Source organism: Pseudoalteromonas sp. SR43-7 (genome assembly GCF_014163785.1).
In the GTDB taxonomy this organism is placed as follows: Bacteria; Pseudomonadota; Gammaproteobacteria; order Enterobacterales; family Alteromonadaceae; genus Pseudoalteromonas; species Pseudoalteromonas distincta.
The window spans coordinates 18,555-40,871 of record NZ_JACJDY010000021.1 but is presented as its reverse complement, the minus strand read 5'-3'; the positions used below and the strand labels follow the sequence as shown (position 1 = coordinate 40,871).

At 38.4% G+C, this 22,317-nt stretch carries 20 protein-coding genes and 1 pseudogene; 9 read left to right on the top strand and 12 right to left on the bottom strand.

Annotated elements, in window-relative coordinates:
* Positions 1-20: 20 nt before the first annotated feature.
* On the bottom strand, positions 21-1,310 hold the full coding sequence (gene msrA / locus H5087_RS15440; RefSeq protein ID WP_182672616.1) for a peptide-methionine (S)-S-oxide reductase MsrA: 1,290 nt from the start codon (positions 1,308-1,310) through the stop codon (positions 21-23).
* A gap of 248 nt (positions 1,311-1,558) precedes the next feature.
* Between msrA and pxpB the strand changes: the two genes are divergently transcribed.
* From pxpB to H5087_RS15410, 6 genes and pseudogenes are all read left to right on the top strand, one after another.
* On the top strand, positions 1,559-2,224 hold the full coding sequence (pxpB, locus tag H5087_RS15435; protein WP_182672615.1) for a 5-oxoprolinase subunit PxpB: 666 nt from the start codon (positions 1,559-1,561) through the stop codon (positions 2,222-2,224).
* Positions 2,217-3,143, top strand: a complete 927-nt coding sequence (locus H5087_RS15430) for a biotin-dependent carboxyltransferase family protein (protein ID WP_182672614.1) — start codon at positions 2,217-2,219, stop codon at positions 3,141-3,143. Before pxpB ends, H5087_RS15430 begins: the two co-directional genes overlap by 8 nt.
* A gap of 44 nt (positions 3,144-3,187) precedes the next feature.
* A pseudogene (locus H5087_RS20310) lies at positions 3,188-3,471 on the top strand (5-oxoproline transporter, DUF979 family subunit); the annotation flags it as partial.
* Positions 3,464-4,132, top strand: a complete 669-nt coding sequence (pcp, locus tag H5087_RS15420) for a pyroglutamyl-peptidase I (RefSeq protein WP_220491585.1) — start codon at positions 3,464-3,466, stop codon at positions 4,130-4,132. The pseudogene H5087_RS20310 and the gene pcp, both read left to right, overlap by 8 nt.
* Before the next feature lie 153 nt (positions 4,133-4,285).
* The gene (gene asnB / locus H5087_RS15415; RefSeq protein WP_182672613.1) at positions 4,286-5,959 is read left to right on the top strand and encodes an asparagine synthase B; all 1,674 of its coding nucleotides are present in this window, start codon (positions 4,286-4,288) and stop codon (positions 5,957-5,959) included.
* Positions 5,943-6,818, top strand: coding sequence for a PhzF family phenazine biosynthesis protein (locus H5087_RS15410; RefSeq protein WP_182672612.1), 876 nt, complete (start codon positions 5,943-5,945; stop codon positions 6,816-6,818). The genes asnB and H5087_RS15410 overlap by 17 nt, the downstream gene beginning before the upstream one ends.
* A gap of 18 nt (positions 6,819-6,836) precedes the next feature.
* On the opposite strand, the gene egtD is transcribed toward H5087_RS15410, so the two are convergent.
* On the bottom strand, positions 6,837-7,811 hold the full coding sequence (egtD, locus tag H5087_RS15405) for an L-histidine N(alpha)-methyltransferase (protein WP_182672611.1): 975 nt from the start codon (positions 7,809-7,811) through the stop codon (positions 6,837-6,839).
* Positions 7,808-9,079: an ergothioneine biosynthesis protein EgtB gene (egtB, locus tag H5087_RS15400; RefSeq protein WP_182672610.1), complete on the bottom strand. Its 1,272-nt coding sequence runs from the start codon at positions 9,077-9,079 to the stop codon at positions 7,808-7,810. Before egtB ends, egtD begins: the two co-directional genes overlap by 4 nt.
* A 628-nt stretch (positions 9,080-9,707) precedes the next feature.
* Here egtB and H5087_RS15395 point away from each other — a divergent pair.
* Entirely contained in the window at positions 9,708-11,288 is a 1,581-nt protein-coding gene (locus H5087_RS15395; protein WP_182672609.1) for a BCCT family transporter, read from the top strand.
* Positions 11,289-11,368: 80 nt separating this feature from the next.
* Here H5087_RS15395 and H5087_RS15390 read toward each other — a convergent pair whose 3' ends face one another.
* The 3 genes from H5087_RS15390 to H5087_RS15380 form a co-directional block, all read right to left on the bottom strand.
* Positions 11,369-12,079, bottom strand: a complete 711-nt coding sequence (locus tag H5087_RS15390; protein WP_182672608.1) for a 3'-5' exonuclease — start codon at positions 12,077-12,079, stop codon at positions 11,369-11,371.
* Positions 12,080-12,082: 3 nt separating this feature from the next.
* Entirely contained in the window at positions 12,083-13,978 is a 1,896-nt protein-coding gene (locus tag H5087_RS15385) for a DUF294 nucleotidyltransferase-like domain-containing protein (protein WP_039489770.1), read from the bottom strand.
* 148 nt (positions 13,979-14,126) lie between these two features.
* Positions 14,127-15,134, bottom strand: coding sequence for a rhodanese-related sulfurtransferase (locus H5087_RS15380; protein WP_182672607.1), 1,008 nt, complete (start codon positions 15,132-15,134; stop codon positions 14,127-14,129).
* Positions 15,135-15,342: 208 nt separating this feature from the next.
* Here H5087_RS15380 and H5087_RS15375 point away from each other — a divergent pair, with 208 nt between their 5' ends.
* Together H5087_RS15375 and H5087_RS15370 are read left to right on the top strand one after the other, a co-directional pair.
* Positions 15,343-16,671, top strand: a complete 1,329-nt coding sequence (locus tag H5087_RS15375; RefSeq protein ID WP_002961190.1) for a DEAD/DEAH box helicase — start codon at positions 15,343-15,345, stop codon at positions 16,669-16,671.
* A 2-nt stretch (positions 16,672-16,673) separates the two neighbouring features.
* On the top strand, positions 16,674-17,507 hold the full coding sequence (locus H5087_RS15370; RefSeq protein WP_182672606.1) for a S1 RNA-binding domain-containing protein: 834 nt from the start codon (positions 16,674-16,676) through the stop codon (positions 17,505-17,507).
* A gap of 39 nt (positions 17,508-17,546) precedes the next feature.
* On the opposite strand, the gene H5087_RS15365 is transcribed toward H5087_RS15370, so the two are convergent.
* The 6 genes from H5087_RS15365 to rpsA all read right to left on the bottom strand — a co-directional run bounded on the left by H5087_RS15365 (position 17,547) and on the right by rpsA (position 22,228).
* Positions 17,547-17,921, bottom strand: a complete 375-nt coding sequence (locus tag H5087_RS15365; RefSeq protein ID WP_024595713.1) for a hypothetical protein — start codon at positions 17,919-17,921, stop codon at positions 17,547-17,549.
* Between the two features lie 93 nt (positions 17,922-18,014).
* Positions 18,015-18,719 carry an orotidine-5'-phosphate decarboxylase gene (gene pyrF / locus H5087_RS15360; RefSeq protein WP_002961184.1) on the bottom strand — a complete coding sequence of 235 codons (705 nt, stop codon included), beginning with the start codon at positions 18,717-18,719 and terminating at the stop codon, positions 18,015-18,017.
* A 44-nt stretch (positions 18,720-18,763) separates the two neighbouring features.
* A complete protein-coding gene (gene lapB / locus H5087_RS15355) occupies positions 18,764-19,900 on the bottom strand; it encodes a lipopolysaccharide assembly protein LapB (protein ID WP_002961182.1) in 1,137 nt (378 codons plus the stop codon).
* Positions 19,901-19,902: 2 nt separating this feature from the next.
* Positions 19,903-20,184 (bottom strand): lipopolysaccharide assembly protein LapA domain-containing protein, encoded by a 282-nt coding sequence (locus tag H5087_RS15350; RefSeq protein ID WP_039489780.1) that lies wholly within the window; start codon positions 20,182-20,184, stop codon positions 19,903-19,905.
* Between the two features lie 21 nt (positions 20,185-20,205).
* Complete coding sequence (ihfB, locus tag H5087_RS15345) at positions 20,206-20,493, bottom strand: integration host factor subunit beta (protein WP_002961178.1); 288 nt, start codon at positions 20,491-20,493, stop codon at positions 20,206-20,208.
* Positions 20,494-20,560: 67 nt separating this feature from the next.
* On the bottom strand, positions 20,561-22,228 hold the full coding sequence (rpsA, locus tag H5087_RS15340) for a 30S ribosomal protein S1 (protein WP_002961176.1): 1,668 nt from the start codon (positions 22,226-22,228) through the stop codon (positions 20,561-20,563).
* Positions 22,229-22,317: the final 89 nt, after the last annotated feature.

Below are 22,317 nucleotides of genomic sequence, written 5' to 3'. Positions count from 1 at the left end.
AGGCTTAGCAAAGAAAGGGTTTAGCTTTTATCTCTCGGTACAAAATCAAGGACTGTTGCATTAATACAGTAACGATCGCGACCTCTTGGACCTTCACCAGGAAATAAATGACCTAGGTGTATGCCTGTACTTTTAGAGCGAAGCTCAATGCGTGTCATGCCCCAGCTGCTATCGTCGTGCTGTGTTACGTTGTTTTTTACAGGATGAGTAAACGACAACCAACCAGTACCTGAGTTAAACCTATCGCTTGTATCAAATAGTGGCTCGCCACTTAATTTATCAACAAAAGTGCCGTCTGGTGTATTTTTAAACTCTTTGTACTCTTTACAGTAAGGTCTATCTGTTCGTGCATCAAATGCAACTTTATAAGCATCACTGTTACCTAATTTAAAAGCGCCTAATGCTTTATAAAACTCTTCAGGCGTTGCATAACCTTGACGGCCATATACCTCAATACCATTTTCTAAAAACAAAATGGTTGGTGTTGCCCACGTGGCTGACTTAATAGTTAAATCATCAAGTTGGTCAGCATGGCGAAACGACATTGGTATTGTCCCTTTGTAATCATTTGCGACTGCTTTGTTAAACTTTTCACAATATGGGCAGTATTCACGTGAATCTAAGACCACTATTTGCTTTCCTGATAATAAAGCCATGTTATCTACTTTTTCTACAGCTGTTTTATTAAAAACAACACCGGTAGAATGATCTGGGCAATAGCCATTAGGTTTCTTTTCTAAATAATTTTGATGATACTCTTCTGCCGATACAAAACCTTGAAGCGGTTTAATAACTGTTTCAATTTTGCCATAGCTTGCATCAGTTAAAAGCTGCTGATATTGCGATTTAACTTGCTCAGCTACTTTAGCTTGTGCATCAGTAGTCGTTAATACAATTGAGCGATATTGAGTACCAATGTCGTTACCTTGGCGATTTTTTTGTGTAGGGTCGTGACTTTCAAAATAGTTTTTTAAGAGATCTTCTGCTGAAATTATATTGCTGTTATACATAACTTGTACAACTTCAGCATAATTGTTCTCGTCAAAACGACGAGACTGATCAGTAATATTTCTGTAGGTAGCTTTAAAGCCATTGCCGTCAGCGTACCCCGATTCAGCATCAATAACGCCATTAAGCGCTTCGTAGCGTTTTTCGGCTCCCCAAAAACACCCCGATCCAAGTACAATGGTTTCTACATGCATGGTGGCTTCTACATTACTGTGCTCAATCTTTTCCATAGATAAAGCAAAGCTGCCTGCGCTAAATATAATAGCAGCGCCTGATAAATATAATAAATGCTGGTGTTTCATAAAGTACCTCTTAAACAAGTGCGTGCTAACTAAGACCTCCTTATCCTAATTTTTATTTCAACCTAATTACTTATTTAGTACGAAGCGTATTAAGTTTTGGTCTTCAATAAGTTAAATACGATTAATTGAATATAAAACTACTCTTAAAGTAAGTTGGGCAATAAACATAACCACTTAGTCGCAATGGTGTAAATAAATTAATAAAACTGTGTTACGTTTAAATAATGTTGTACAAATAGGTTTATTTAATGAAGCCAGCTCCTCATATTTATGCATTAACAAACAGTAGTTTACTGTTTGATGCATCGCATTTAGACGCTACAGATAGACTCTCTATTCAAAAGAAAATTTGGGCTTTAGCTAGCCACTGTAAAAGCACTGATGAATTTAGCGATTTAGTGCCCGCCATGAACTCGCTCACTCTCTATTTAAAATTAGATAAACACTTAAATAAGTGGTTACAAGTGCTACCTTCGCTGTGGAATGAGATTAAAACGAGTACTTTTAAGGGGCAGCATCACTTAATCAAAACCTCATACAAGGGTGAGGATATTAATTACGTGGCTCGCTATCATAATTTAAGTGCCGATGAAGTTATTAATATTCATAGTAAAACCAAGTACCACGTTTTATTTTTAGGCTTTCAGCCCGGTTTTGCTTACCTACATGGCTTAAATGAGCAATTACATACACCAAGACGTGATGAGCCACGCACTAGGGTTCCTAAAGGCTCTGTTGCGATAGGTGCTGCACAAACCGGCATTTACCCCGCAGATACCCCAGGTGGTTGGCATATAATAGGTCATACAGATACTGCTTTGTTTGATTCGACCTCTGAGCAACCTTGTTTAATTCAACCAGGCGATACGCTTGAATTTGTTCCGCTCGTTAATAAAGGTGCAAATCATGATTAAAGTACTTAAAAGTGGTGTATTACTTACAATTCAAGATTTTGGCCGTGAAGGCTACCGCCATTTAGGTGTAAGCAAAGCGGGCAGCCTAGACCCTATTGCACAAATCATTGCTAATAGATTACTTAACAATAACGACAATGATGCCGTTTTAGAAATAACTGTAGGTTTGTGCGAACTGGAATTTACCTGCGACACAGTAATTGCGCTTCATGGTGCAGATTTGCAAGCAACCCTTGATGGACATGCAATTTATCCTGGTTGGACATACGCAGTAAAAAACAAACAAGTCCTAAGTTTTGCTACTGGTAGAGCAGGCTTAAGAGCTTATTTAGCAGTGAAAGGCGGTATACAAAATGCTGAGGTTATGGGTTCTAAATCTACAGATTTAAACGCATGTTTTGGTGGTTTTGAAGGTAGATCTCTCACCACTGGTGATGAAATACCTATTACTCCTTATTATGAAGAGTTTATAAAGGTAGGCGCAATTGCCCCCGCCCAGCGCAAACTTATACGCCTGCATCCAAGTCCTCATGCCGACTTATTAGGCGAGCCTTTACTTAGCAACTTTGTGTCTACCGCTTTTAAAGTCAGCAATAATAGTAACCGAATGGGCGTAAGGCTTGAGCATAAAAATAATTTGGGGCATTCGCACTCTTTGCCATCATTAGGAGTAAGCCCTGGGAGTATTCAACTGCCACCAAGTGGAGAGCCAATTGTGTTACTAAATGATGGCCAAACCACAGGAGGCTACCCTCTGCTAGGGACTGTTATTGAAGCCGACTTACGTCAATTTGCACAATTTAGACCTTTAGATACTGTTGAGTTTAAATATGTAACGTTTGAAGAAGCAGCAAAGGCGAAGCAGAAACTTGACGGACACCTAAATCAATTGAGCCTTGCACTTAAAAATAACCTATAAAAATATTCTAAAAATAAATAGGAAAACTATGTTCGACTTAAATTATTGGCCCTGATAATCGTTTTATACTTGTTGTTTTGTATTGTGTAGGTATGGCATTTTTAATTGAAGGTCATGGCACAAGCCCTGCTCCATTAGTTGCGCTCGGCATGTATAGCGGCTATTGCAGTATGTTAATGACGCCTATGGCAGCAAATTTAATATTCTTCCTGCAGCTCTTTTAGACTTAAAAGATAAGTACTATGTAATAAAGGTTCAAATTCAGACGGCAGTTACCTTACTCGCCGTTAATATTATTTTAATGTATAGCTTGGTGTGTAATGACTAAATCAACTTCTTCTATGGCGTGTGTATTAATAACCGGCTTTGCGCCTTTTGGTAGCGAAACTATCAATCCTTCTTGGCAAGCAGTGCAAAAACTTGATGAAACTATCATCATGAAACACAAAATATGTACACTAGAACTTGCCTGTGAGTTTAATACGTCTATTAGTCAGCTTATAAACGCCATTGAGTCGCACAATCCGACGGTTGTTTTATGTATAGGCCAAGCCGGTGGGCGCAGCGAAATATCAATTGAGCGTATTGCAATAAACGTTGATGATGCACACATTAAAGACAATGCAGGTAAGCAACCTGTTGATATACCAATAGAAAAAAATGGCCCTGATGCCTATTTCACTAACTTGCCAATAAAGCGTATGTTACAAGCACTGCACAACAGCAATATACCTGCTGCCATTTCCAATACGGCAGGTACGTATGTATGCAATCACGTTATGTATGGCCTTATGCATTACATAAATGATCACTGCGCTGTGATGAAAGGTGGCTTTGTGCATATTCCTTATTTACCAAGCCAAGCTGTGCACCACAATGGCGCACCTAGCATGTGTGAAGACACTGTTATTAACGCGCTAAAAGTGATGATTGCACAAGCTTTGAACAATAATAACGACGTAAAAATAGCAGCAGGCACTACGCATTAACCACTTTGGTGCGGTTGCATGTAACTTGGTGCATAAATTATTCTTAATTAATTGTAAAAGCTATGTGACTTGAGTAATTTTTTCTGATAAAACAAGGTTTCGCAGCACAGCAAATTGGCTTTGCTGCACACATAATAGGAATGAGGAGTTACTATGTGTTCAATTTTTGGGGTATTAGATATTAAATCTGATCCCGCTCAATTGCGTACCCAAGCAATTGAAATGTCAAAGCTGCTTAGACACCGTGGCCCAGATTGGTCTGGTGTATATGCATCTGAAAAAGCTATTTTAGTACATGAGCGTTTAGCTATTGTTGGTGTATCAAGCGGTGCACAGCCTTTATACAATCCTGAAAAAACAAATATTTTAGCGGTCAATGGCGAGATCTATAATCATAAAGAACTTGCAGCAGAGCTAGATGTTGATTTTACTTTTCAAACTCAATCAGACTGTGAAGTTATTTTAGCGCTTTATAAACAAAAAGGGCCTGACTTTTTAGATGATCTAAATGGCATTTTTGCATTCTGTTTATACGATGAAGAAAATGACGCTTACTTAATTGGCCGTGACCATATTGGTATTATCCCGCTTTACACTGGTCACGACGAGCACGGTAACTTTTACGTTGCTTCTGAGCTAAAAGCTCTTTCTCCAATTTGTAAGCATATTGAAGAATTTCCACCAGGGCATTACCTGTACAGCAAAGATGGCAAAATGACGCCTTATTACAAGCGTGATTGGGAAACATTTGATGCAGTTAAAGATAACAGCGCACAAGCGCAAGACGTTAAAGATGCATTAGAAGCGGCCGTTAAACGCCAGCTAATGTGTGATGTACCATACGGTGTATTACTTTCTGGTGGTTTAGACTCATCGGTTATCTCTGCTATTACCCAGCGTTTTGCTGCAAAACGTATTGAAGATAACGACGAAAGCGATGCATGGTGGCCTAAGTTGCATTCTTTTTCAGTAGGCCTTGAGGGTTCACCTGATTTAGCCGCTGCCCAAAAAGTAGCTGACATGATTGGTACTATTCACCACCCTATCATTTTTACCATTCAAGAAGGTATTGATGCTCTGCGTGAAGTGATTTACCACATTGAAACGTATGATGTAACAACGATTCGTGCCTCTACACCTATGTACTTAATGGCTCGCCAAATTAAAGCGATGGGCATTAAAATGGTGTTATCTGGCGAAGGTGCTGATGAGCTATTTGGTGGTTACTTATACTTCCATAAAGCCCCTAACGCACAAGAGTTTCATGAAGAGCTAAACCGTAAAGTATCAAAACTGCATATGTTTGACTGTTTACGTGCTAATAAATCAATGGCAGCATGGGGCGTTGAGGCACGTGTACCGTTCCTTGATAAAGAATTTGTTGATGTTGCTATGCGTATCAACCCTGAAGCCAAAATGTGTAAAGATGGCAAAATCGAAAAACACATTTTACGTGAAGGTTTTAATGGCTACTTACCTGATGAAGTTTTATGGCGCCAAAAAGAGCAATTTTCAGACGGTGTTGGTTACAGCTGGATTGATACGTTAAAAGAGTTTGTAAATGAGCAAGTGAGCGATCAAGAGCTTGCAAATGCTAAATTTAAATACCCTATTAATACGCCAGATTCAAAAGAAGCTTACTACTACCGTACTATTTTTGAATCGCACTTTCCTGGTGATGCATCAGCTAAATGTGTACCACATGGTAAATCGGTAGCGTGTTCGACTCCTGAAGCACTTGCATGGGACGCATCGTTCCAAAACAATGCAGATCCATCAGGTCGTGCTGCTGGCGTTCATAACGACGCATATGCAAGCAAAGGTTAATACTCTTTGTTTAACGAAGCGTAAGCCCAAATGGCTTACGCTTCGCTTTATAAAACTCACTTCCACCGAATCTGTTTTTTATAGCCCTGCAAATAACTTAAAAGGCTCAAGTGCTTTAATTGTTATTTATAAAATTGGGTTAACATCAAAAACAATGCAATATATTGCATCACAATCAAATCACCCTGCTACCGTATTTTTAAATCAAAATGAGATAACTAAACGCCATTGTAATATTCGCTGGTTTAACCAAACAAGTGAAATTAAACGCTGTGGGCATGGTACTTTAGCGGCCGCTAATTTTTTAATAAAGTATTTTGGTTATTGCCCTGAAGTATTTACATCAATGAGTAATGAGCGCTTTACTATAAGAGTAAAAAAACAACGCGCACAGTTGTTACTAAAAAGTATAGAGCCAAAAAAAAGCGAATTAGCTAATGGTGAGTTAAAAAGTGTGTTTTCATCAGCGATAAAAGCAGCCTACAGTACCGGTGATAAAAACGGTTATACGGTTGTGTTATTTAATGAAGAATTTAATAAAGAATTTAGTAAAGACGTTGAAAAAGACGATTTAAAAAGCTTACACGTTGATTTTAAAGCGTTAAATAAACTCCATAAAAATGCTGTTATAGCGCTTAGTATAAAAAATATAGACAAAAAAAATGCTATAGCGCATTTTAGATATTTTGCCCCCCAGTTTGGAGTAAATGAGGACAGTGCAACGGGCTCTGCGGTGTCTATTATTGCCCCCCTGCTATTTAGACTGCATGGTTTAAATAAAGCTAAACTTATACAGCAATCAAATAATGGCGCATTGCTAAACTATGAATTTAACAATGCTAAAGTTGTCATTTACTAAACATAACTTAAGTAATGCTTAAAGCGGTCTTAATAAACACAGGGCAAAATAGTTACTATCGTCTTGCCATGTTTGCTCTAACTTTAAATTAGCTTGCGCGGCAAGCTGCTTAAACGATTCGAGCGTGTACTTATGAGAGTTTTCTGTATGGATACTTTCGCCTTCAATAAAGTCTATTTGCTGATCATTTATAATCACGCTTTGATTACAGTTACTTACTAAATGCATTTCAATACGGCTATGTTGCTCGTTAAAGCGTGACTCGTGGCTAAAGTTATCTATATTAAATGTGCCGTTTAGCTCGTTATTAATACGTTGTAGTAAATTTTTATTAAATGCGGCGGTGACTCCCGCTTTATCGTTATATGCATTGAGTAACACTTGGCGCTCTTTTACTAAATCAACCCCAATTAATACATAACCGTTTACACCACATAAGCGATGGAAATTATTCATAATTTCTATAGCTTTAACTGGGGCAAAATTACCAAGAGTAGAGCCTGGAAAATACACCAAATTGGTTTGACTATCTAAAGCGGTGTCTTTGGTTAGCTGTTTAACCATTTGGCTATGTGTAAAGTCTCCTAGTAATGGCGAAATTGCCAAATCTGGGAATAACGGTGACAAATGTGCAAGTGAATAACTGAGCATCTCCTCAGAAATTTCAAACGGTACGAAGGTTTTTACGTTTGCCATGTGCGCTAATAAATACGCGACCTTTTTACCCGAACCACACCCAGGCTCAATAATAGAGAGATTTTCAGGTAGCATTTGAGCAATCGACTGCGAGTATTGCTCTAAAATAGACAACTCCGTACGTGTAACATAATACTCTTGTAAGGATGTTATTTGCTCGAATAATGCAGCACCTTTATCATCGTAAAAATACTTACACGGAAGCGTTTTTTGTTGTTGAGTTAATCCGCTTATCACGTCGTTTAAAAATTCAGTGTCGGTTATGATACTTTGTTTAATCGCTGTTACTTGGCTCATACTATATCCTTAGCTAGTCTTATCCCGCTGCACATCCACGCTTGATGTGGGTAATAAAAATTTCGGTATGTTTGTCGTAAATGGTTTTTAGGAGTAAACACACACCCACCCCGTAACACCATTTGGTTATTCATAAATTTACCATTGTATTCCCCTGCTACTCCTTCAATAGGCTTAAAACCGGGGTATGGCAAATATGCACTGTTTGTCCATTGCCAACATGAATCCGTTAACTGGTTTATTTCAGTATCATCTTTTGCTTGTTGTGGTGTTAGGTAGTTATTATTAGTGTCTGTTGTAGGTGTATTTTTAGCTGCATATTCCCACTCGAACTCTGTAGGCAAGCGAGCCTTGACAAAATTAGCATAGGCGCTGGCCTCAAAATAACTAACATGGCTGATGGGAGCACTTAAATTTAAAGGCTGGAATCCATAGTGTGTAAACTCAAACCATTCGTTATTTATGTAATGCCAATATAATGGATGCGTTAAACGAGTGTTTTGAATATGCGCCCAACCGTCGCTTAACCAATATTGTGGATTGCTATATCCACCGGCATTTATAAAGTCTAAATATTCACCATTAGTGACCAATCTATTAGCAAAACTGAATGGATGAATTAGTACTTGGTGTTTGGGGCACTCGTTATCATATGCAAATTCATCGTCGGCATTTGTGCCAATATTAATAATGGCTTGTTCAAAATTGATAAAATTAAGGGGTTTAATATCAGCTGATCTTTTTTGGCTATTTAAAAGCGATGTTTTATATTGAGGAAATAATGGATTTACTGAAAAGTTATATTTGATGTCCATAAGCATTAGTTCTTGATGCTGTTGCTCGTGGTGTAACCCAAGTTCAATAATATCTTTAATGTGCGGGTTAACGTCAGTCTTAAGTAATTCAATCACGCGGCTATCTACATGTTCTCTGTAAGCTAGCACTTCGTCTAAACCTGGCCTAGATAAGCTTCCTCTGTTTGCCCGTTTAAATTGCTCTCCAATCCCATTGTAGTAAGAATTAAAAAGCATTTTATAGTGAGGGTTAAACACTGTGTACTGTTTACAATAAACACTAAGTAAAAACGTTTCAAAAAACCACGTGGTATGCGCTAAATGCCATTTAGTGGGACTAGCATCAGCCATAGCTTGTAATTGGCAATCTTCTACAGTGAGTGGTTCAATAATAGCTAGGCTTTCGTCTCTAACGCTGCAAAAGCGTTTAACAAGTTCGTTTTGATTGGTATCGTTTGTAACGCTTTCTCGCATAATAGTATTAATCCTTTGCCTATCTATTTATAAAATATAGCTTAGTGTTGTGTTAAATCATATTCATATTACAACTTGATTAAAGATGCTTATCGGCTTATAAATTTATAATAGCCTTGAAGAGAAATTCGCTCTTTGCTAGCCGGCTTTTGATTATTTTTATTTGCATGCAAGCATGAAAAATAACGCATAAGCTGTTACAGAACCGCTAAGCTATAAATCTAGGAGCGATTAAATTGCGCCTAAATTAAACAAATTTCAATCCTAGAAAACTAACAAGCCCTAATATTTAAGCATTAATTAAGCTACTTAAAAATGATCTTTTTTTACTTAACCAAGTAAATTAATACTTTTAATAGCAAACTAAATTTTAACGTTCACTGAATTTTTAAATTTAGGGCTTTTAAATGAAAGAATCATGAACTTGGCCATATAAACAGCGTTTTAAATACAAATTCATTTACATTTAATATTTAACTCATACACTACTAGCTGTATGATCACGCTTCAAATTAGTTAGTCTTCAAATAATTACGGTATTACTTTTTACTTAATATTTAAAGACTAATGTAATTCGATATGACGCCGAATTTATTTTGGCTTGTTAGGACAACCAAAGAGGTATTGCATGAAGGAAAATCATGACAAATATAGTATTGACAACACGGATTACACCGTAGGTCAGGACAACGTACAAAAGTGGGGGTTTGATATTCACAACCCTGTTTTTGGAACTAGTGCGGGCCTGATTGTCATCTTTTTAATCGCCATACTTGTTACCGACCCACAAACTGCAAAAACAGCGCTTGATAGTATCAAGACCGATATTATTAATAATTTTGATGCCCTATTTATGTGGGCTGCTAACTTCTTTGTACTCTTTTGTTTAGCACTTATTGTTTCTCCTTACGGTAATATTCGCCTTGGTGGTGATGACGCTAAACCTTCTCACTCTCGCGTTTCATGGCTTGCTATGTTATTTGCTGCGGGTATGGGTATAGGCCTTATGTTTTGGGGCGTTGCTGAACCAGTTGCTTACTTTACTGGTTGGTACGAAACACCGCTTAATGTAGCCGCTAATACACCAGAAGCTGCAAAATTAGCAATGGGCGCAACTATGTTTCATTGGGGTCTTCACCCTTGGGCTATTTACGCTGTTGTTGGTTTATCTCTTGCATTTTTTACCTATAACAAAGGTTTACCGCTTTCAATTCGTTCTATTTTTTACCCTATATTAGGTGATAGAGCTTGGGGTTGGCCTGGCCATATCATTGATATCTTAGCTGTACTTGCTACGTTATTTGGCCTTGCAACATCTTTAGGTTTAGGTGCGCAGCAAGCTTCTGCAGGCATTAACCACGTATTTGGTACAGAAAGTGGCATTGGCTCTCAAATTCTAGTTATTGCGGGTGTAACACTTTTAGCTATTGTCTCTGTGGTTCGTGGTATTGACGGTGGTGTGAAACTACTAAGTAATGTAAATATGCTAATTGCGTTTTCATTATTATTGTTTGTATGTTTAGTAGGCTTTGCTGTAGCAATGGGTAATGTACCAACTACCGTGATGGGCTATGTAGAAAATATTATTCCATTGAGTAATCCCCACGGTCGTGAAGACGAAACATGGATGCATGGTTGGACTGTGTTTTACTGGGCTTGGTGGATTTCCTGGTCACCGTTTGTGGGTATGTTTATCGCGCGTGTATCACGTGGTCGTACAATTCGTGAATTCTTAATTGCGGTTTTACTTATCCCTACTCTAGTTACTGTTTTATGGATGTCTATTTACGGCGGTATTGCGATTGATCAAGTAGTTAATGGTGTTGGTGCGTTAGGCACTAATGGTTTAACTGATGTACCTTTAGCTATGTTCCAAATGCTTGATGAATTACCTTTATCTAATATTTTATCATTTATTGCAATTTTATTAGTGCTGGTATTTTTCATTACGTCATCTGACTCTGGTTCATTAGTAATTGATTCAATTACAGCTGGCGGTAAAATTGATGCACCGGTACCACAACGTATATTTTGGGCATCGGTTGAGGGCGCAATTGCAGCTGCTTTACTTTGGATTGGTGGCACACAAGCAATTGAAGCACTACAAGCAGGCGCTGTCTCTACAGGCTTGCCATTTACTATTGTATTATTATTTATGTGTTTAAGCTTAGTTTTAGGTTTACGAACTGAGCCTCGCCCAGTTAAATAATATTTCTAGTAAGTAATACTTTTAATTAGTAACGAAAACGCCGCAATTTTTGCGGCGTTTTTTTGTTTAGTCATTAAAAGCTAGAGCCACAGCTCTGAGATTGGAGTATCTACACGATAATGATAACTCAGCTGCGCTTGTAAAAGCTCTGCTGTAGCAAGTGCATCCGTTAACGCATTGTGATTTTGATATGCTGGTAGGGAATAACGCGCACGGCAATCTGTTAGCCTAAGAGAACCTAATTTTGTGTTAAACAATCGCCCTAATAACCCCTGCCTTGCTTTTAGTGCTCTTTTTTCTATTTCCATTGTATCAACAAGTGCAAACTCAATACCTTCTTTAAGCCTTAACAATAACGCATTATTTAAAAAGTGACGTTCTATTGCTGCATAATGCACCACGACAACTTTACCACTGAGCGCTTCAAGTAAAGGCTCTATAATTTGATTAAAGTCGGGGGCGTCGTCCACCTCAGAGTGCGTTATTCCATGTATTAAAATAGACTCTTCATGAAGGTTTCGCCTAGGCTGCACAACCCAATGCCGACTGTGCTTACAATAAATGCGCTCTAAATTGAACGGCACTAAACCAACACTCACTATATCGTCGTTTTGGCTATTTAAGCCTGTTGTTTCAAAATCCATTGCTACAAAAGGCACGTCTTTTATTGCAGCTTTGTCTTGATTATAAGCACCCGCATAAAAGTGTTTTAGGAGTTTATTTTTGGTGCTATTGGCAAGCTCGTTATACCTAGCTTGCCAATCAATTACTTTATGATTACGCGGATTCATAGGCTACTTCACACCAGAGTTTGCTGTGTAGCTAAATTTTAAATAGCTTTGTGCTTTTTCTAAAATGGCGAATGCCTCTTTTAAGTTTCGTTGCTCGAACGGAGAAAGTAAATGTGGATCTAAGTCGTTATCGGGCTCTTCGCCCTTCTCTATTTGCCACGCTTGATGGCGAATTCGCATCATGGCAATATACTCAAGTGCATCACGTAAATCTTGCGCTTTACCCTGTGGTAACAGCTTAGCTTCAATAATATCTTCTAGTCGTTCAAACGAATTTTGTTTACGTGAGCCAATAGCCAATGCGTGCACGCGAATAACATCAGAAAGAGGTGCAGTCCCTCTTCGCTTTAAGTTCATTGAACGCTTATGTTGGCCATTATGCTCCATAACAAAGCCTTTAAAGAAACCTAGTGGAGGTGTTCTATTTCTAGCATTTGCTGCCATATTAGCTAAAAATACGCGATTTACTTTACTTTGTTTTGCTATAAATATTTTAAGCTCGTCGGCCCACTTGGTTTTACCCCACACACCGTCTAAGTCAAAAAATATAGAACTATTAAGCAATGCTTGTGGTTTTGGCTGCGCGATCCAATCTGCAAATTGATCGAACCACTGTGAGCGAGTTTTACGCCATTTTTTAAACGACGCCATAATTTCTCCATCACAGTAGGTGTAACCACACTGCGCTAAACCATCACACACAAAATCGGCAATATTTTGAAAATACGCGTTATGTTTTTCGTCGTCATAACTGTCATCTAAAATAAGCGCGTTGTCTTGATCGGTTACAATAAGTTGCTCGTCTCGAGCCATTGAGCCCAGAGCAATAAAACAGTAAGGCACAGGAGGTGGCCCAAACTTTTCTTCTGCTAATACAAGTAGTCTTTGTTTAAATGTACGCCCTATAACAGCCATGGCTGTACCGACCATGTGTGAGTTTGCATCTTCATTCACCATACGAACAAACACATTGGGCAATTGGCGTGCATAATGCGCCAAATCCTCTATTGTTTGTTGAGCCAGTATGCCACGTACAAGTAATAAGCTGCTTTGGGATTCATAACGCAAAATATCAGAGAGGGAGATAACACCTATTGGGCGTCTTTTCTGTACTACTGGCAAATGATGTAAGTTATCTCTAAGCATGGCCAATACAGCTTCGAAAATATAGTCATTAGCATCTAATAGTACTAAGTTAGTGGACATAATGTCTTTTGCTTGCGTGTTAAAGGCAAGCCCTTTAGCCACTACTTTAGTGCGTAAATCCCTATCGGTTATTATACCAACTACTTGTCCATCATCTTCTTCTGGGTCATCATTTATGGGTTTATTTACATCGGTTACCAACACTGATGATACCGCCTCTTCGGTCATTAATTTAGCGATATCTTGTATCGTAGAGGTTGCATCTACGGTAACTACATCTCTGTGAATTAATGATTTTACCTTCGCGGTTGTCAGGTCATTGCCATCGGCTTGTTCGACAATAGCTTGATGCAAACGCACGTTACCGTCTGTTTCGAAGTAATCAGCAAACGCATCAAACTCATCACAGTAACGATTAAATAGCTCGACATTTATGCAATATACTAACGTATCTTCAAGAGCAGTTGCAGGAAAACGTACCTTACGGTTCATCAATAAACCCATTTGGCCAAATATACCTGCGGTAGCCAAACGATTGTACAGCTCGCCATTTCGGCGATACATTTCTACAGAACCACTTCTAATTACATACAAATCAGAAATGTCTTGTCCAAAACTCAATATATCTGTTTTGGCTCTAAAATAAGCAACTTCTACTTGTTGAGCTAGCTCATTAAGCGCTTTTTGAGGTAAGTCATCAAAAGGAGGATGTTGTGCTAAAAATTGTGCGATTTCAACTTGTTCGGCTTGCATAAATCCCTTCCTGTATGCGCATTAAAATGACTAAATCTGTTTTGCAGATTAACACTATCATCGGGGTGTGAAAACAATTACTGTACAAATTTAGGCACAAAAAAAGAGCCTAAATAGACTCTTTAAATGTAATACTTATTGTATAAATTTATTTACAGCGCTGAGCGTCTTTTTGGGCTTTTTTAGCTTCTTTACGTTTCTGTAAAACAGCTTGTGCTTCATTACCAATATGGCCTTCCCCACGCGCTTGCGCTAATTCTATTTGCTTTTGGCGCTCTGCAAAACGTGCGCGTTGTTCATCCGTAACTTCTTCAATACAATGATGACAAGAGACGCCCTCCATGTATTCAGGCTTTAACTTTTCGTCTTCTGTAATTGGCATACGACACGCGTGGCATTGATCATAAGAGCCTTTTTGTAGGTCGTGATCAACCGCAACGCGATTATCAAATACAAAACACTCGCCTTCCCACATGGTTTCTTCTTTTGGCACTTCTTCTAGGTATTTTAAGATACCGCCTTCAAGGTGATAGACTTCATCAAAACCTTGCTCTTTCATGTAGGCTGTCGATTTTTCGCAGCGGATACCACCTGTACAAAACATCGCCACTTTTTTGTGTTTTTCAGGGTCTAAGTTTTCTTTTGCCCACTGTGGAAATTCACGGAACGTTTTGGTATTTGGATCGACCGCATTTTGAAATGTACCAATTTCAATTTCGTAATCATTACGTGTATCAATTAAAATTACTTCAGGGTCAGATATAAGTGCGTTCCACTCATTTGGCTTAACATAGCTACCCACAACTTTAAGCGGATCTACGCCTTCAACGCCCATTGTTACAATTTCTTTTTTTAGTTTTACTTTAGTGCGGTAAAACGGACATTCATCGTCGTAAGATTCTTTTGTAACGATGTTTTTTAAATTTGGTTGCTCATCTAGCCATGCTAATAAGTTGTCTATCCCTTCACGTTTTGCAGAAACAGTGCCGTTTATACCTTCGGCAGCGAGCAATAAAGTACCGCGTACTTCATTTGCTTCCATCACTTCTAGTAATGGCTTACGGATAGCTTCAAATTCAGGTAAACCTACAAACTTATACAGCGCACATACTACAAAGTGATCACCCGTTACATGATCTTTATGAACAACAGTCATTATATTTCCTATTTTGCCTTGTTAGCCAATATTGGCGTTTACCGAATCGTAAATCCGGCGCATATGGGGCGCGTATTTTACGCTTTTTTAGTTTAATTGCAAAAAATAGCGCTATAGATTGGTTTTTACTGTTAGCGACCTAGCTGTGTAAGCTATAATGCGCTAATAAATTTATAGAGTTAATTTGCTCATTTTGGAGAAACACACATTGCAGTTTACTGATCTTGGGATTGATACACGCCTTGAAACACAATTAGCACATCAAGGGATCACCCAGCCCACCGATATTCAAGCGCATGCAGTGCCTACCGCACTTGCAGGGCATGACATTTTCGCTCAGTCTAAAACTGGGTCGGGCAAAACCTTGGCGTTTTTATTACCTGCTGTACAAAGGGTTATGAAACAAAAAGCACTCAGCAAACGCGATCCCCGTGTACTTATTGTTGCTCCTACGCGTGAGCTTGCTACGCAAGTATTTACTCAGCTGCGTTTATTAATTGCTGGCACAGCGATTAAGGCAGTTAAAATACTTGGCGGCGAAAACTTTAATGACCAAATAAAAGCACTTAGAAACGACCCACAATTCGTAGTTGCTACACCTGGGCGTTTAGCTGATCACATAACAAAACGCTCATTGCAATTGAGTGGACTAGAACTGCTTATTTTTGATGAAGCCGATCGTATTTTAGATTTAGGCTTTACCGAGCAGTTAAAAATGATTAACGAGCAAGCTAATCACCGATTACGCCAAACGTTATTGTTTTCTGCAACACTTGACCATGCACAAGTAGATGCACTATCACGTAACCTATTAAAAAAACCAAAGCAAATTACGCTAAGTGCAGCAAATGAGCAACATAGTGATATTAAACAAACGTTATACCTTGCAGATCACCTTGATCATAAAGAAGCGTTATTAGAGCATTTTTTAAACCAAGATGATGTTGGTCAATGTATTATCTTCACAGCAACGCGTTCTGACACGAGCCGTTTGAGTGAAGCCCTTAATGCTAAAGGCTTCAAATCTGTAGCGCTTGCTGGTGATTTAACGCAAAACAAACGTTTAGATATCATGGATTCGTTTAGTCGCGAGAACTTTAAAATATTGATTACCACCGACGTTGCATCTCGTGGTTTAGATTTGTTAAGCGTAACGCACGTTATTAACTTTGATTTACCAAAACACGCTGAAGAGTATGTACACCGCATAGGTCGTACAGGACGTGCTGGCTTTAAAGGGAATGCAATTTCATTAGTTGGCCCAAAAGATTGGGCAAGTTATTTAGCTATTAAAGCATTTTTAAATGACGAATTAAAATTTGCGAGCGTAGAGAGCTTAAAAGCTAAGTTTAAAGGTTTAAAAGAGAAAAAACCTGAGGCAGCGTGGGACAAATCTAAAGAAAAAGCCGCCGCTGTTAAAAAGCCTGCATTTAAGCGCAAAGCTAAACCTAAAAAGCCTACAGCACCAATTAAAGCACCGATGAACATTGATGGCGATACACCAATGCGCCGTAAAAAAAAGCCTGAGCAGGAATAATTATGAGTTACCTAGGAACCACACAAACATTATTTGTAAAAGAAGTGAGTAACGAAGGTGCTTACTTAGACGGCCGTGATTTAGGTGAAGTATTTTTACCAAAACAAGAAATAAAACATGAGCTTGAAGCGGGCGATAGTATTAGTGTATTTATCTTTTTAGACAATGCTAATTTAGCCACAGCAACAATAAAGAAACCACATGCTCAAGTTGGCGAGTATGCCCTACTACGCGTTAAAGAAATAAATAGTATTGGGGCATTTTTAGATTGGGGGCTTGAGAAAGATGTGCTTGCACCTTTTAATGAACAAAAGCCACGCATGCAAGAAGGCCATTCTTATTTAGTACGTCTGTACCTTGATAATGCAAGCCAACGTATTTGTGCCTCAAACAATTTTAATCGTTTCTTATCAAAAGATGAGCCGCAATATACTCACTTACAAGAAGTGGATTTAATTGTTGCTGGCAAAACAGATATTGGCTACAAAGTATTAATTGAAGAGTCGCACTTCGGTGTTGTTTTTTACAATATGGTATTTAAAAGCTTATTTGTGGGTCAAAAGCTTAAAGGCTATATTAAAAAAGTACGTGACGACGGAAAAATTGATGTTGTACTAGAAAAGCCAGGTATGGGAAAAGTAAGTGACCTTGGTGAAACTATTATGCAAAAGCTTAAAAACGAAGGCGGTGTTATTCCACTTGGTGATAAGTCTGATCCTGAAGCAATAAAAAAGATGTTTTCTACAAGTAAGGCTAATTATAAAAAAGCAATTGGTGGCTTATTTAAACAAGAGTTAATAGATATTGAAGCGAAATCCATTCGCTTAAGATCTTAATTATAATTGGCTGTAATTACTAATAATACCTGTTTGTAATTAACCTAAAATATATTTATAAGGCAATGTACATTGCGTATATTGCCTTGAATAATCAAGCACTTCAACTTCCGACTCAAGATTGAGCGGCGCCAAACGAAAAACCTTTTTTTCACATTCTGTTTTTTTATCATCAAGCTTTGATATACATTCACTAACGCTTACATGCTGAGATATGAGTGTATCTTCATTTTTGTAACACAGATGATGAGCATAATCTTGCATTGTTTTTTTAAAATCAAACATATCGACTGGGTACGTTGGAATTATATCTGTAACGGTTGTTACACCATCGTATGCTTTATTAGAAAAAACGTACTTATTTACTGAAAAACCCGCAATAACAATTACTATAGAACCAAAAAATAACTTCAAAACAAACCCCTATTACATTTTGATTTTATTAATGTAACATAAAACTCACATAAGGTAAGGGGTTTTAGCACTATATGACTGCTTATTGTTAAATTAAGCTATAGAGTTATTAACATCACTAAGCACTTTTACAGGATTATCTGCTTGAGTAATCGGTCTGCCTATCACTAAATAGTCACTTCCTGAATCTATAGCTTGCTTAGGAGTCATTATACGCTTTTGATCGCCGGCATCACTCCCTTCAGGGCGTATACCAGGCGTAACAAGCTTAAAGCTATCACCTAACTCTGTTTTTAAAGCTTTTGCTTCTTGTGCAGAGCACACGACACCATCAAGCCCAGCTTCCTTTGCAAGCTTAGCTAAATAGATAACTTGCTCTTGAGCTGATTTATCAACACCTAAACGCTTAAGTTCTGTTTCATCCATACTTGTTAATACAGTCACAGCGATAAGTAATGGCGCTTTGTCACCAAATTGCTCTAGAGCCGATTTAGCTTTGCTCATCATTTCAAAGCCACCAGAAGCATGAACGTTTACCATCCACACCCCCATTTTAGCAGCTGCAGTAACCGCTTTAGCTACTGTATTAGGAATATCATGAAACTTTAAATCTAAGAAAACATCAAAACCTAAATCAATTAACTCTTTAACAAATGCAGGTCCAAAATAGGTAAACATTTCTTTGCCGACCTTGAGACGGCAAGTATCAGGAGAAAGTTGTTTAACAAAGTTTAAAGCAACTTCTTGATCATCGTAATCTAATGCAATAAGAATTTTTTTTGAGTGTTCGAAAGACATAACTATCCTAGTGAATGGCAGTAAAGTTATAAATTATGGGGTTATTAAAATCCGTCTAAGCCTCGACTTGGAACAATGGTTTCCCAATGCTTACAAGAAGGGCAGTTCCAATATATGGTGTAGCTTGTAAAACCACAATGCTGGCATTGAAAATCTGGTTTTGTAGCAATATAAGAGGTTACAAGCTTATCAATTTCATTAAGTACTTCCTTAGTATTTTTATTTTGGTCACCCATTAATTGCAGTAAAAAACTAAAACCACGAATAGTAGGTTGACGTTTTAAGCTATCAGTTAAAAATTCAAAGGCTTGCTTGGTGTGACCTTGCTCAAGTAATGCTTGGCAATGCTTTATTTTAATTAATACACCGCCCTTCTCTAACAAGTCACTGACTAACTCGTGAAATTGATGCGTCAAATTCAATTGTTTATAACTGTGTGCAAGTTCATCAATAAACAACGGAGCAAACAAGGTAAATTGAGAGACAAGTTCACGCCAGTAATAAATAGCTTTAACGTAATCTTCTTTTGCGTAAGCAACTAACCCTAACTCGTAAAGCGGACGCACGGCTTTATAATTTAAGCTAATCGCTTTTCTCATTAGTTGGGGTGTATTGTCACTTAAAGCTGACTCACAATAAAAATTAGCGATTGCTTTAAATTGCTGTTCTTTTGAAAATAGTTCGCTATGGGCTTCAAACATGTTGATGCCTTTTTCCCACTCACGGGTTTGCGAATATAAAGTGATAATAGGGTCCAGCGCTTCTACATGCCCTGCTTTAACTAGCCAAACTAAGTGCTCTTCCGCACTATCTAGTAGTCCGGCCATTATATAATCTTCGGCTAATTCTAAACGGCTAGTTGCAGCTTGTTGTTCATTTAAGCTTGGGTGTTTTAATAGAAGTTCGTGAATTTTTATTGCGCGGTCTAATTCACCTCTACGGCGAAACATGGTGGCAAGTGTAGAATAGTGTTCAACCGAGTCGGCTGAAACTTCAAGTAAGTTGATTAAATGCTCTAAGCCTTGATCTTCTTCTCTATCGAGTAGAAATTTTAAGCCTTTGCTATATTCAGAAGTGATCTGACGATTAAGTTGATGAGCTTGGTTTTTAGCGCTGTTTTTACCCATAATCCAACCGTAACCAGCGGCAACAGGTAATAGTAAAAACAAAAGCTCAATCATAGTTAGGTGTCTTTATTCGCGGCAAGCTTTTTTTTATCTTTTTCAGGCGCTAATTGCTTTTTTAAGCGGTAGTTTTGCCACTTTAATTGCGAAAACAATTTAAAGCTAATAAAACAACCAATCAAAACACCTAATAAAAAGCAGATACTTATTATTACAGCTAAAGGTAGCGTATTACTGGCTATAATGTAATTTACTTGTACTAACTGTGGGTTTTGTGACCCTAATACAAATGCACTGATAAGGCATAGTGCAACCAGAATAATTTTTAATACCTTGAACAAGTAACTACTCCACTAAGTTAACTAGGCAATGCTTTCATTCACGCGGTCGCGTAATTCTTTGCCTGGTTTAAAATGAGGTACATGCTTTCCTTCAAGCTCAACTGTATCGCCAGTCTTAGGATTACGACCTGTGCGAGGAGCGCGGAAATGCAAAGAGAAACTACCAAAACCTCTGATCTCAATACGATCTGAAGTAGATAATGAGCCGGCCATTTGTTCAAGAATTTCTTTTACAGCATTCTCAACATCTTTCACTGGAACGTGTGCGTGTTGTTCCGCAAGTATTTCTATCAATTCTGACTTAGTCATAGCGTTTCCTTAAAAAGAGATATAGGAAGGGCAAAAAATGCCCTTCCAACTAAAAACTAATTATATATTAGTCTTTTTGTGCATTTGCGAAAGCAGCTGCCATTGCGTTTTCAAACACTGGCTCTTCTTTCTTAAGCTTCTCTAGTACTTCTTTCTCTTCTGCTTCGAAAAGAGCTTTTACAGATAAGCTTAAAGTGCGGTTCTTACGATCAACACCAACGTATTTAACTTCAATCTCGTCGCCTACAGAAACAACAGTAGTTGCATCTTCAACGCGCTCTTGAGCGATATCAGCTACACGGATGTAACCTTCAACGCCTTCGATAAGTTCAACAGTTGCGCCTTTCGCATCAACTTCAGTCACTTTACCTTTAACAATAGCACCTTTTTTGTTTGCATCAAGGTAGTTATTGAATGGGTCAGCTTCGATTTGCTTAACACCTAGAGAGATACGTTCACGCTCTGGGTCAACTTGCAATACGATAGCAGTGATTTCGTCGCCTTTCTTGAATTCACGTACAGCTTCTTCGCCAGGTGTATTCCAAGAAATGTCTGAAAGGTGTACAAGACCGTCAATACCACCGTCAAGACCGATAAAGATACCGAAGTCAGTGATTGATTTGATCTTACCAGTAACTTGATCGCCTTTGTTTTGTAGACGAGCAAATTCCTGCCAAGGATTAGCAATACATTGCTTAAGACCAAGAGAAATACGACGACGTTCTTCGTCAATTTCTAAAACCATAACTTCAACAGTGTCGCCAAGGCTTACAACTTTTGAAGGATGGATGTTCTTGTTAGTCCAATCCATTTCAGAAACGTGTACTAAACCTTCAACGCCTTCTTCGATTTCCACGAAACAGCCGTAATCTGTAAGGTTAGTAACACGACCAGAAAGTTTAGAACCTTCTGGGTAACGACCAGCGATAGCTGCCCATGGATCTTCACCAAGCTGTTTAAGGCCTAGAGATACACGAGTTTTATCTTTGTCGAATTTTAGAACTTTAACTGCGATTTCGTCGCCAACATTAACGATTTCTGAAGGGTGCTTAACACGCTTCCAAGCCATATCAGTAATGTGTAGTAGACCATCAACACCACCAAGGTCAACGAATGCACCGTAGTCAGTAAGGTTCTTAACGATACCTTTAACTTCTTGGCCTTCAACAAGGTTAGCAAGAAGCTCTTCACGTTCTTGTGAGTTTTCAGATTCGATAACTGCACGACGTGAAACAACAACGTTGTTACGTTTTTGGTCAAGCTTGATTACTTTAAATTCAAGCTCTTTGCCTTCAAGGTGAGTTGTGTCACGTACTGGACGAACATCAACAAGTGAACCAGGTAGGAAAGCACGGATTGAATCAACTTCAACTGTGAAACCGCCTTTAACTTTACCGTTGATAACACCAGTAACAGTCTCTTGCTCTTCACATGCTTTCTCAAGACGGATCCATGCTTCGTGACGCTTAGCTTTCTCACGAGAAAGGATAGTTTCACCGAAACCGTCTTCAATTGCATCTAGTGCAACATCTACTTCGTCGCCTACAGCAACTTCTAGTTCACCAGCAGCATTTTTGAACTGCTCTGCAGGGATAGCACTTTCTGATTTAAGACCAGCATCTACAAGTACAATGTTATTCTCGATAGAGATTACTGTACCTTTAACGATAGAGCCTTGCTCTGCTTCAAAACCCTTTAAGCTTTCTTCAAATAACTGCGCAAAATTTTCTGACATACGAATATACGTCTCATATATTAATACCAATAAGCAACCATGCTGCATGGGGTTGTTAAAATAGCACTGGCATCCTGCTGGCGCATAAA

What these genes read in the sequence shown, in the direction of transcription:
- pxpB (WP_182672615.1), top strand. Translation starts at nt 1,559, where the DNA reads ATGAAGCCAGCTCCTCATATTTATGCATTAACAAACAGTAGTTTACTG.
- pcp (WP_220491585.1), top strand. Translation starts at nt 3,464, where the DNA reads ATGACTAAATCAACTTCTTCTATGGCGTGTGTATTAATAACCGGCTTT.
- msrA (WP_182672616.1), bottom strand. Translation starts at nt 1,310, where the DNA reads ATGAAACACCAGCATTTATTATATTTATCAGGCGCTGCTATTATATTT.
- H5087_RS15410 (WP_182672612.1), top strand. Translation starts at nt 5,943, where the DNA reads ATGCAAGCAAAGGTTAATACTCTTTGTTTAACGAAGCGTAAGCCCAAA.
- H5087_RS15390 (WP_182672608.1), bottom strand. Translation starts at nt 12,079, where the DNA reads ATGAATCCGCGTAATCATAAAGTAATTGATTGGCAAGCTAGGTATAAC.
- H5087_RS15380 (WP_182672607.1), bottom strand. Translation starts at nt 15,134, where the DNA reads ATGACTGTTGTTCATAAAGATCATGTAACGGGTGATCACTTTGTAGTA.
- H5087_RS15395 (WP_182672609.1), top strand. Translation starts at nt 9,708, where the DNA reads ATGAAGGAAAATCATGACAAATATAGTATTGACAACACGGATTACACC.
- lapB (WP_002961182.1), bottom strand. Translation starts at nt 19,900, where the DNA reads ATGATTGAGCTTTTGTTTTTACTATTACCTGTTGCCGCTGGTTACGGT.
- egtB (WP_182672610.1), bottom strand. Translation starts at nt 9,079, where the DNA reads ATGCGAGAAAGCGTTACAAACGATACCAATCAAAACGAACTTGTTAAA.
- H5087_RS15430 (WP_182672614.1), top strand. Translation starts at nt 2,217, where the DNA reads ATGATTAAAGTACTTAAAAGTGGTGTATTACTTACAATTCAAGATTTT.
- rpsA (WP_002961176.1), bottom strand. Translation starts at nt 22,228, where the DNA reads ATGTCAGAAAATTTTGCGCAGTTATTTGAAGAAAGCTTAAAGGGTTTT.
- ihfB (WP_002961178.1), bottom strand. Translation starts at nt 20,493, where the DNA reads ATGACTAAGTCAGAATTGATAGAAATACTTGCGGAACAACACGCACAC.
- H5087_RS15370 (WP_182672606.1), top strand. Translation starts at nt 16,674, where the DNA reads ATGAGTTACCTAGGAACCACACAAACATTATTTGTAAAAGAAGTGAGT.
- H5087_RS15385 (WP_039489770.1), bottom strand. Translation starts at nt 13,978, where the DNA reads ATGCAAGCCGAACAAGTTGAAATCGCACAATTTTTAGCACAACATCCT.
- egtD (WP_182672611.1), bottom strand. Translation starts at nt 7,811, where the DNA reads ATGAGCCAAGTAACAGCGATTAAACAAAGTATCATAACCGACACTGAA.
- asnB (WP_182672613.1), top strand. Translation starts at nt 4,286, where the DNA reads ATGTGTTCAATTTTTGGGGTATTAGATATTAAATCTGATCCCGCTCAA.
- pyrF (WP_002961184.1), bottom strand. Translation starts at nt 18,719, where the DNA reads ATGTCTTTCGAACACTCAAAAAAAATTCTTATTGCATTAGATTACGAT.